The 10,333-nt window shown below is 60.7% G+C and carries 10 protein-coding genes; 9 read left to right on the top strand and 1 reads right to left on the bottom strand.

Annotated features, from left to right (window positions below; translation table 11 throughout):
• The first annotated feature begins 9 nt into the window (after window positions 1-9).
• The 3 genes from mdtD to baeR are packed head-to-tail and all read left to right on the top strand — an operon-like array spanning window position 10 to window position 3,535.
• Window positions 10-1,440 (top strand): multidrug transporter subunit MdtD, encoded by a 1,431-nt coding sequence (gene mdtD / locus ACSBQV_RS18695; RefSeq protein ID WP_099782421.1) that lies wholly within the window; start codon window positions 10-12, stop codon window positions 1,438-1,440.
• Entirely contained in the window at window positions 1,437-2,819 is a 1,383-nt protein-coding gene (gene baeS, locus ACSBQV_RS18690) for a two-component system sensor histidine kinase BaeS (protein WP_033644061.1), read from the top strand. Before mdtD ends, baeS begins: the two co-directional genes overlap by 4 nt.
• Window positions 2,819-3,535, top strand: coding sequence for a two-component system response regulator BaeR (gene baeR / locus ACSBQV_RS18685; protein ID WP_033644062.1), 717 nt, complete (start codon window positions 2,819-2,821; stop codon window positions 3,533-3,535). Before baeS ends, baeR begins: the two co-directional genes overlap by 1 nt.
• On the opposite strand, the gene ACSBQV_RS18680 is transcribed toward baeR, so the two are convergent.
• Window positions 3,532-3,714: a hypothetical protein gene (locus tag ACSBQV_RS18680; RefSeq protein WP_046687632.1), complete on the bottom strand. Its 183-nt coding sequence runs from the start codon at window positions 3,712-3,714 to the stop codon at window positions 3,532-3,534. The genes baeR and ACSBQV_RS18680 overlap by 4 nt on opposite strands.
• 285 nt (window positions 3,715-3,999) lie before the next feature.
• On the opposite strand from ACSBQV_RS18680, the gene ACSBQV_RS18675 reads away from it, so the two are divergent.
• The 6 genes from ACSBQV_RS18675 to srlE all read left to right on the top strand — a co-directional run bounded on the left by ACSBQV_RS18675 (window position 4,000) and on the right by srlE (window position 10,333).
• Window positions 4,000-4,338 carry a YegP family protein gene (locus ACSBQV_RS18675; RefSeq protein ID WP_033644064.1) on the top strand — a complete coding sequence of 113 codons (339 nt, stop codon included), beginning with the start codon at window positions 4,000-4,002 and terminating at the stop codon, window positions 4,336-4,338.
• Between the two features lie 178 nt (window positions 4,339-4,516).
• Window positions 4,517-5,869 carry a tRNA 5-hydroxyuridine modification protein YegQ gene (gene yegQ, locus ACSBQV_RS18670; protein ID WP_046687633.1) on the top strand — a complete coding sequence of 451 codons (1,353 nt, stop codon included), beginning with the start codon at window positions 4,517-4,519 and terminating at the stop codon, window positions 5,867-5,869.
• A 467-nt stretch (window positions 5,870-6,336) separates the two neighbouring features.
• On the top strand, window positions 6,337-7,242 hold the full coding sequence (gene yegS, locus ACSBQV_RS18665) for a lipid kinase YegS (protein ID WP_033644066.1): 906 nt from the start codon (window positions 6,337-6,339) through the stop codon (window positions 7,240-7,242).
• 261 nt (window positions 7,243-7,503) lie between these two features.
• Window positions 7,504-8,553, top strand: coding sequence for a class I fructose-bisphosphate aldolase (gene fbaB, locus ACSBQV_RS18660; protein ID WP_015378749.1), 1,050 nt, complete (start codon window positions 7,504-7,506; stop codon window positions 8,551-8,553).
• Window positions 8,554-8,788: 235 nt separating this feature from the next.
• Window positions 8,789-9,337, top strand: coding sequence for a PTS glucitol/sorbitol transporter subunit IIC (gene srlA, locus ACSBQV_RS18655; protein ID WP_004941528.1), 549 nt, complete (start codon window positions 8,789-8,791; stop codon window positions 9,335-9,337).
• Between the two features lie 15 nt (window positions 9,338-9,352).
• The gene (gene srlE, locus ACSBQV_RS18650; RefSeq protein WP_099782420.1) at window positions 9,353-10,333 is read left to right on the top strand and encodes a PTS glucitol/sorbitol transporter subunit IIB; all 981 of its coding nucleotides are present in this window, start codon (window positions 9,353-9,355) and stop codon (window positions 10,331-10,333) included.

The raw sequence follows: 10,333 nt of genomic DNA, 5'->3' as shown, positions 1-10,333 counted from the left end.
GGCCGACCGATGCTGATGAAACACACCGCCACGGTACGTTGGCAACTCTGGATAGTGGCGTTCGGCTTCTTTATGCAGACGCTGGATACCACTATCGTCAATACTGCCCTGCCCTCGATGGCCGCCAGCCTGGGGGAGAACCCGCTGCGCATGCAGTCGGTGATCGTCGCCTATGTGCTGACGGTGGCGGTGACGCTGCCGGCCAGCGGCTGGCTGGCGGACAAGGTCGGCGTACAGCGGGTGTTTTTCAGCGCCATCGTGCTGTTTACCCTCGGCTCCCTCCTCTGCGCCCGCTCGGCAACCCTGAACGAGCTGATCGCCTCGCGCGTGCTTCAGGGCATCGGCGGCGCGATGATGGTGCCGGTCGGCCGCCTGACGGTGATGAAGATCGTGCCGCGCGAGCAGTACATGGCGGCGATGACCTTCGTGACGCTGCCGGGCCAGATCGGCCCGCTGATGGGGCCGGCGCTGGGCGGACTTCTGGTGCAATACGCCAGCTGGCACTGGATTTTCCTGATCAATATTCCGGTGGGCATCGTGGGCGCCATCGCCACGCTGCTGCTGATGCCCAACTACCAAATGCAGACCCGCCGCTTCGATCTCAGCGGCTTTTTCCTGCTGGCGATCGGCATGGCGTCGCTGACGCTGGCGCTCGACGGCCACAAAGGCATGGGCCTGACCGGCGGCGCCATCGCCGGCCTGGTGGCGCTGGGCGCGGCGGCGTTGTTGGGGTATGTTTGGCATGCCTACGGCAATAGCCGCGCCCTGTTCTCGCTGCGGCTGCTGCGCACCCCGACCTACAAGATCGGGCTGCTGGCCAGTCTGCTGGGGCGCATCGGCAGCGGCATGCTGCCGTTCATGACACCGCTGTTTCTGCAGGTGGGCATGGGCTTCACGCCGTTCCACGCCGGGCTGATGATGATCCCGATGATCATCGGCAGCATGGGCATGAAGCGCATCGTGGTGCAGGTGGTCAACCGCTTCGGCTACCGCAACGTGCTGGTGGCCGCCACGCTGCTGCTGGCGCTGGTCAGCCTGAGTTTCCTGCTGGCGGCGATGCTCGGCTGGCTGTGGCTGCTGCCGGTGATACTGTTCTTCCAGGGGATGGTCAACGCATTGCGCTTCTCGGCGATGAATACCCTGACGCTGAAAGATCTGCCGGACCGGCTGGCCAGCAGCGGCAACAGCCTGTTGTCGATGGTCATGCAGCTGTCGATGAGCCTCGGCGTCAGCGTCGCCGGCATCTTGATCGGCAGCTTCGCCCATCACCAGGCGGTGGCCGACAGCCCGGCCATCCACAGCGCATTTATTTACAGCTACTGCTGTATGGCGTTGATTATCACCCTGCCCGCGCTGGCCTTCGCGCGCGTGCCGGCGGATAGCGCGCCTAACCGCACGCTGGCCAAAGAGCCGGGCACCGGCTCAACGAGGTTGCAATGAAGATAGGCATTACCGGGAAGCTGTTCCTGGCCATTTTCGCCACCTGCATGCTGGTGTTGATCACCATGCACTGGGGGGTGCGCGTCAGCTTTGAACGCGGTTTTATCGACTACATCAAGAGCAGTAACGAGCAGCGTATCAACATGCTGAGCGAAGCGCTGGAGGAGCAGTACAGCCATCATGGCAACTGGATATTCCTGCGCAACAACGATCAGGTGGTCTACCAAATCATGCGTTCGTTCGAGCAGAACAGCGACAGCAGCCACAACCTGCCGCCCAAGGGCTGGCGCACCCAGTTTTGGGTGGTGGACAGCCAGTTCAATCGGCTGGTCGGGCATTCCGGCCCGTTGCCGAAAGAGGGGCCGCGCCACCCGATCCGCTACAACAACGAGATCGTCGGTTGGGTGCTCACTACCCCGGTCGAACGCCTGACGCGCAATACCGACATCAACTTCGATCGCCAGCAGCGCCGCACCAGCTGGATCATCGTCGCGCTCTCCACCCTGCTGGCCGCTGCGGTGACCTGGCTGCTGTCGCGCGGCATGCTGGCCCCGGTTAAACGCCTGGTGGCGGGCACCCATCGATTGGCGGCGGGCGACTTCACCGCCCGCGTGGCGGTCAGTAGCCAGGATGAGCTGGGCAGGCTGGCGCACGACTTCAACCAGTTGGCCACCTCGCTGGAGAAAAATGAACAGATGCGCCGCGCCTTTATGGCCGACGTGTCGCACGAACTGCGCACGCCGCTGGCGGTGCTGCGCGGCGAGCTGGAGGCGCTGCAGGACGGCGTTCGCCAGCCGACGCCCGCGTCGCTCAGCTCGCTGCAGGCCGAGGTGTCTACCCTGACCAAACTGGTCGACGACCTGCACCAGCTTTCGCTCTCCGATCTCGGCGCGCTGGCCTATCGCAAATCGTCGGTGGACTGCGTGCATCTGCTGCAGATCGCCGTCGCCGCCTTCCGCGAGCGCTTTCGCGCCAAAGGGCTGGAGATCGTCACCCATCTGCCGCCCCAGGCGCCGCTGTTCGGCGATCCCGATCGCCTGAATCAGCTGTTCAATAACCTGTTGGAAAACAGCCTGCGCTACACCGATGCCGGCGGCCGGCTGGAAATCAGCGCCGAGCTGCAGCCGGGGCGGCTGTCCCTCTGCTGGCAGGACAGCGCGCCAGGCATCAGCGATCAGCAACTGACGCGCATTTTCGAACGTTTCTACCGGGCGGAAGGCTCGCGCAACCGCGCCAGCGGCGGTTCCGGATTGGGGCTGGCGATCTGCCACAACATCGTGGAAGCGCACGACGGGAAAATCCGCGCCGAGCATTCGCCTTTAGGCGGCGTGCGCATTACAGTAGAATTTGCTACCCCGATAAAAAATAAGGCGCCCTGATGGACATTCAGAATCAACCCGTGCAGATCATGATTGTTGAAGATGAGCCCAAGCTGGGCCAGCTGCTGGTGGATTATCTGCAGGCGGCGGGCTACGCCACCCGTTGGCTGACCAACGGCAACGAAGTGGTGCCGACCGTGCACCAGCATCCGCCGGCGCTGATCTTGCTCGATCTGATGCTGCCGGGCGCCGATGGGCTGACGGTGTGCCGCGAGCTGCGCCGCTTCAGCGACGTGCCGATCGTGATGGTGACGGCGAAAATCGAAGAGATTGACCGCCTGCTGGGGCTGGAGATCGGCGCCGACGATTACATCTGCAAACCCTACAGCCCGCGCGAAGTGGTGGCGCGGGTGAAAACCATCCTGCGCCGCAGCTATCGGCCGCAGGAGAATGCGCGGGAAGATGACCTGCTGCACATCGATGAACCGCGTTTCCAGGCCAGCTATCAGGGGCAGTTGCTGGATCTGACGCCGGCGGAGTTCCGCCTGCTGAAGACGTTGGCCAGCCAGCCGGGCAACGTGTTTTCGCGCGAGCAGCTGCTGAACAACCTGTACGACGACTATCGGGTGGTCACCGACCGCACTATCGACAGCCACATCAAAAACCTGCGCCGCAAGCTGGAGCTGATCGACGGGCAAAAATCCTTTATCCGCTCGGTATACGGCGTCGGTTACCGCTGGGAAGCCGAACCCTGCCGGCTGGTGAATGGGGTTTAGGGGAGAGAATCGACCGCGTTCCACCAAGGCGCGCGGTCAGCCACACCCTGTTGTCGCTCATCCGACAGCAGGAAGTCGTGTGGTAGGGCTGTGTTAGCGATCATTCTCAACAGAGGCTCCCAATCTTTATCGCTGCCCTCGCTTTTATCATTTCCTACTGACCGTTCGATTTTTTCCATCCTTGGCGCTCCTGTGCAAAATTTGCCCTATTTTATTTCTGCGAGGTGAACCCGCCAAGATGAAATCGCGAGTGTTCCACGGCTTAGACGTCCCAAATACTGCACTGCGCAATCACCGCCCCTCCCTTAGCTTCCCGTGCGGCGCCGGGCTTCTCGGGCGAAAACTCCGCGCCGGCGCAAAAAAATTGCGCATTTTTTCGACTAAGCTGCTGTGAGGTTTAGCCACCGATTTTCAAGCGATTGGCTACACTTACATCACGAATCGGAACCTACAGGAGAAGAACCATGGCAATCGGTCATTACGAGCTGAAAAAAGCAAAGAACGGACAGTACCACTTCAACCTGAAAGCCAGTAACGGCGAGATCATTCTGGCCAGCGAGATGTACGCCAGCAAAGCGTCGGCGGAGAACGGCATCGCCTCGGTGCAGACCAATTCGCCGCATGAAGCGCAGTTTGAGCTGAAGCACAGCACCAGCAACCAGCCCTACTTTGTGCTGAAGGCCAAGAACCATCAGGTGATCGGCGTCAGCGAAATGTACAGCTCCGAAAGCGCAGCCAAAAACGGTATCCAGTCGGTGATTAAAAACGGCCCGACCACCGATATTCGCGATTTGAGCGCCTGATCCCCCGTTTCGCCCGCGCGGTGGCCGCCATCGCGCGTTTTCCGTTTGACCGGGATCAATCTCCCTTGAATAAATCCGGTTAACTGCTGATTTTTTGCCGCGCCGCGGCTACAATCCCCCGCTTTTACTGCGCCATCAGGTGGCGTGGTGCTGACCTGAAATCAGACCGAGACACACTATGTTTACACCGGAACTTCTCTCCCCGGCCGGAACGCTGAAAAACATGCGTTACGCCTTCGCCTACGGCGCCGATGCGGTTTACGCCGGCCAGCCGCGCTACAGCCTGCGGGTGCGCAACAACGAGTTCAACCACGAGAATCTGGCGCAGGGCATCAACGAAGCGCACGCGCTGGGCAAAAAATTCTACGTGGTGGTCAACATCGCCCCGCACAACGCCAAGCTGAAAACCTTCCTGCGCGATCTGAAACCGGTAGTCGATATGGGCCCGGATGCGCTGATCATGTCCGATCCTGGCCTGATCATGATGGTGCGCGAAGCCTTCCCGCAGATGGACATCCACCTGTCGGTGCAGGCCAACGCCGTTAACTGGGCGACGGTGAAGTTCTGGAAACAAATGGGCCTGACCCGCGTGATCCTGTCGCGCGAGCTGTCGCTGGAAGAGATCGCCGAGATCCGCGCCGAAGTGCCGGACATGGAGCTGGAGATCTTCGTCCACGGCGCGCTGTGCATGGCCTACTCCGGCCGCTGCCTGCTGTCCGGCTACATCAACAAGCGCGATCCCAACCAGGGCACCTGCACCAACGCCTGCCGTTGGCAGTACAAGGCGGAAGAAGGCAAAGAGGACGACACCGGCAATATCGTGCACCTGCACGAGCCGATCCCGGTGCAGACCGTCGAGCCGACGCTGGGCATCGGCGCGCCGACCGACAAGGTATTCATGCTGTCTGAGGCGCAAAAACCAGGCGAATATATGAGCGCCTTCGAGGACGAACACGGCACCTACATCATGAACTCCAAGGATCTGCGCGCCATCCAGCACGTAGAGCGTCTGACGCAGCTCGGCGTACATTCGTTGAAGATCGAAGGGCGCACCAAGTCCTTTTACTACTGCGCGCGCACCGCCCAGGTCTACCGCCGCGCCATCGACGACGCCGTTGCCGGCAAACCGTTCGATCCGACCCTGCTCACCACGCTGGAAGGCCTGGCGCACCGCGGCTATACCGAAGGCTTCCTGCGCCGCCACGTGCACGAAGCGCAGCAGAACTACGACTACGGCTCTTCGCTCTCCGAGCGCCAGCAGTTCGTCGGCGAGTTCACCGGCGTGCGCCGCGAAGGCTGGGCGGAAGTCGACGTGAAGAATAAATTCTCACTCGGCGACAGCGTCGAGATGATGACGCCGGGCGGCAACGTGCTGTTCACCCTCGAAAGCATGCAAAATAAGAAAGGCGAGCCGATTGAGGTCGCGCCGGGCAACGGCCATATCGTTTATTTGCCGATCCCACAGGATATCGATCTCAATTATGCTTTGCTGATCCGCAATTTGGCGGAAGAAAATAGTGCCGGAGCCTAACAATGAATCGCCGTCATTCGGCGGCGATTTTTAGCAAATATTAGAATTGGATCACATCAATGTGCCCGCAGCTTGGTTACTATCACGCTGCTTAAAACGAACAACGAAAATATTTGCATAGCAATACTAGGAACCACCTCCTTAGCCGGCCCAATCTCCCTTGGGCTGGCTTTTTCTTTATGGGCCCGCCATTGCCGCCGGCGCGCCTATTTCTCATTACGTTTTCCCGTTATCCATTTTAATAAAAATAATAACGCCACATCGATATATAAATAACGCTATAGCGATTAATCCTGCCGCCATTAAAATTGCGCTTATTGTCAGGTTAAATTCAGATAAATTCGCATCGTCTTCATATTCACGGCGCAATGGGAAATAACCGGAATTAGCTGAATATTCTGATGGCTTGGCGGCCTAGGCTGGTTTATCTTGAGGCATTATTGGTTTTCCGCCGGAGGAGCTCGGCAATGCCTCAACACTCACATGCACCAGCACTGCTTATCATCAACGGCAAGGGCGCCGGCAACGAAGAGCTGCGCCAGGCCGTCAACCGGCTGCGCGAAGAGCAAATAACGCTGCACGTGCGCGTCACCTGGGAACACGGCGACGCCGCGCGCTACGTCGCGGAAGCCGCTCGGCTCGGCGTAGGCACCGTCGTCGCCGGCGGCGGTGACGGCACCATCAACGAAGTGGCCGCCGCGCTGGCGCAACTGCCGGCGCAAGGTCGGCCGGCGCTGGGCATTTTGCCGCTCGGCACCGCCAACGACTTCGCCATGGCCTGCAACATTCCCCTCTCGCCCGAGCAGGCGCTGCAGCTGGCGATCAAGGGACGCTCGGTGCCTATCGATCTGGCCAAGGTCAACGGCGAGCGCTACTTCATCAACATGGCCACCGGCGGCTTCGGCACCCGTATCACCACTGAAACGCCGGAGAAGCTGAAGGCGGCGTTGGGCGGCGTGTCCTACTTCGTTCACGGCTTGCTGCGCATGGATACGCTGCAGGCCGACCGCTGTGAAATCCGCGGGCCGGACTTCCGCTGGGCCGGCGAAGCGCTGGTGATCGGCATCGGCAACGGCAAACAGGCCGGCGGCGGCCAGGAACTGTGCCCCAACGCGCTGATTAACGACGGGCAGTTGCAGCTGCGCCTGCTGATCGCCGATGAACTGCTGCCGGCGCTGGTGGCCGCCCTGTTCAACGACGAAGAGAGCAACAGCATCCTCAGCGCCGCGCTGCCGTGGCTGGAGATCGACGCGCCGCATGAGATGACCTTCAACCTCGACGGCGAGCCGCTCAAAGGCCGCCATTTCCGCATCGAAGTGGTGCCGCAGGCCATCGAATGCCGCCTGCCGCCGAACTGCGCCCTGCTGGGCTAATCCGGCTCTGCGCCCACTCGCCGCTCGGAACGCCAAGGCAGGCGAGATCGAACAATCAAGCACTTAACGCGCCGGGGGCGATCGCCCCCGCGTATTTGGCCACGCCAATGGCATTTCCTCTCAATCGCATCTATTGTTTGTCCTTGCCGGATCAAGTTCGGTAGCATCGCTTTACAGCTTCAATCACCGCTTTTTTACTACGCCGGTGGTCAAAAACCCTTGCATTGCCGGTGTATGAAGAAGCTTAATCGGGAGTGAATCATGACTGATATTGTGCAGTTGCTAGGAAAGGAAGCGGAAGATCTGCTGCAACACCGCTGTACCACTATCCCCGCCGAGAATCTCTACCTGCCGGGCGCCGACTTCGTCGACCGCGTAATGATCGATAACAACCGCCCCAACAGCGTGCTGCGTTCGATGCAAACTCTGTTCAACCACGGCCGACTGGGCGGCACCGGTTACCTGTCGATCCTGCCGGTCGATCAGGGCATCGAGCACTCCGCCGCCGCCTCGTTCGCCGCCAATCCGCTGTATTTCGATCCGAAGAACATCGTCGAGCTGGCGATTGAAGCCGGCTGTAACTGCGTCGCCTCCACCTACGGCGTGCTGGCGTCGGTATCGCGCCGCTATGCGCATAAAATTCCGTTCCTGGTCAAACTCAACCACAACGAAACGCTGAGCTACCCGACCCAGTACGACCAGACCCTGTACGCCAGCGTCGAGCAGGCGTTCAACATGGGCGCAGTGGCGGTTGGCGCCACCATTTACTTCGGCTCCGAGCAGTCGCGCCGCCAGATCGAAGAGATCTCGATCGCCTTCGAGCGCGCGCATGAGCTGGGCATGGTCACGGTGCTGTGGGCCTATCTGCGCAACCCGGCGTTCAACAAGGACGGCGTGGACTACCACTCCAGCGCCGATCTGACCGGCCAGGCCAACCACATTGCCGCCACCATCGGCGCCGACATCGTCAAACAGAAAATGGCCGAAAACAACGGCGGTTACCGCGCGGTGAAATTCGGCTATACCGACGATCGCGTCTACACCAAGCTGACCACCGATCACCCGATCGATCTGGTGCGCTACCAGCTGGCCAACTGCTACATGGGCCGCGCCGGGCTGATCAACTCCGGCGGCGCCGCCGGTGAGAACGATCTGCAGGAATCGGTGCGCACCGCGGTGATCAACAAACGCGCCGGCGGCATGGGCCTGATCCTGGGGCGCAAGGCGTTCAAGAAATCGATGAAAGACGGCGTGGCGCTGATCAACGCCGTGCAAGATGCCTACCTGGACAAGAAGGTCACCATCGCCTGATGTGACGGACCGCCTGTCCCAAAGCCCGGTTCGCCGGGCTTTTTTGTGCCCGTTTTCTCCCCCTCGTGCCACAGACCTTCTCTTTCTTTCACTTTAAACTTTCAAAATAAAATATTTATCTTTCAAATTGTGATCTATTTAAAACAAATAGCCCAACAAAGTGACTACTGTAAGGCCCATGGCGACAGAGCCGCCGTTCGCTCCAGGCCATATCAGTCCATTACAGGAGAACATAATGATTGAGCTAATCACCCACGGCGCCGAGTGGTTTATCGGCCTGTTTCAGAAAGGCGGTGAAGTGTTTGTCGGCATGGTGACCGGCATTTTGCCTTTGTTGATCAGCCTGTTGGTTATCATGAACGCGCTGATCAAATTTGTTGGCCAGGAACGTATCGAACGATTGGCGCAGCGCTGCGCGGGCAACCCCGTCTCGCGTTATCTGCTGCTGCCGCTGATCGGCACCTTTGTCTTCTGCAACCCGATGACCCTCAGCCTGGGGCGCTTCATGCCGGAGAAATACAAGCCGAGCTACTACGCGGCGGCCTCCTACAGCTGCCACTCGATGAACGGCCTGTTTCCGCACATCAATCCCGGCGAACTGTTCGTTTACCTCGGCATCGCCAGCGGCCTGACCACCCTCGGCCTGCCGCTCGGCCCGCTGGCGGTGAGCTATTTCCTGGTGGGGCTGTTCACCAACTTCTTCCGCGGCTGGGTCACCGATCTCACCACCAGCCTGTTCGAACGCAAGATGGGCATCCGTCTGGATCGCCAGGTGCAACTTTAATTCGTGGAGTTCAGCATGAGTGCTTATATCCGTATTGAAAAAGGCGCCAGCGGCTGGGGCGGCCCCCTGGAGCTGCCGATAGAACCCGGCAAAAAAGTGGTGTACATCACCGCCGGCACCCGGCCTTCCATCGTCGATCGCCTCAGCGAATTGACCGGCTGGCCGGCCATCGACGGTTTCAAAGAGGGCGAGCCGCCGGCGGAAGAGATCGGGGTGGCGGTGATCGACTGCGGCGGCACCCTGCGCTGCGGCCTGTATCCGAAACGCCGCATTCCGACGGTCAACATCCACGCCACTGGCCAGTCCGGCCCGCTGGCGCAGTTTATCCTCGAAGACATCTATGTCTCCGGCGTGCGCGACCACAACATCAGCCGAATCGAAGCGGCAGATAGTCAACCCGCCGCCGCCGTTGCAGCGCCGCCCAAGGCGCGCGACTACGACACCAGCAAGAAGATCACCGAGCAAAGCGACGGGCTGCTGGCGAAGGTCGGCATGGGCATGGGATCGGTGGTGGCGGTGTTCTTCCAGGCCGGGCGCGACACCATCGACACCGTGCTGAAAACCATCCTACCGTTTATGGCGTTCGTCTCGGCCTTGATCGGCATCATCATGGCCTCCGGCCTCGGGGACTTTATCGCCCACGGCCTGACGCCGCTGGCCAACAGCCCGATCGGCCTGGTGACGCTGGCGCTGATCTGCTCATTCCCACTGCTGTCGCCGTTCCTCGGCCCCGGCGCGGTCATCGCCCAGGTGATCGGCGTGCTGGTCGGGGTGCAGATCGGCCTCGGCCATATTCCGCCGCAGCTGGCGCTGCCCGCGCTGTTCGCCATCAACGCGCAGGCCGCCTGCGACTTCATTCCGGTCGGCCTGTCGCTGGCGGAAGCCAAACAGGACACCGTACGGGTCGGCGTGCCTTCAGTGCTGGTTGGCCGCTTTCTGACCGGCGCGCCGACGGTGTTGATCGCCTGGGCCGCCTCGGCCTTTATTTATCAATAG

Origin of the sequence: Serratia sp. B501, from assembly GCF_051172315.1 — a bacterium.
Lineage (GTDB): Bacteria > Pseudomonadota > Gammaproteobacteria > Enterobacterales > Enterobacteriaceae > Serratia > Serratia ureilytica.
The sequence above is the reverse complement of the archived record's forward strand: the minus strand, read 5'-3'. Positions and strand labels throughout refer to the sequence as shown.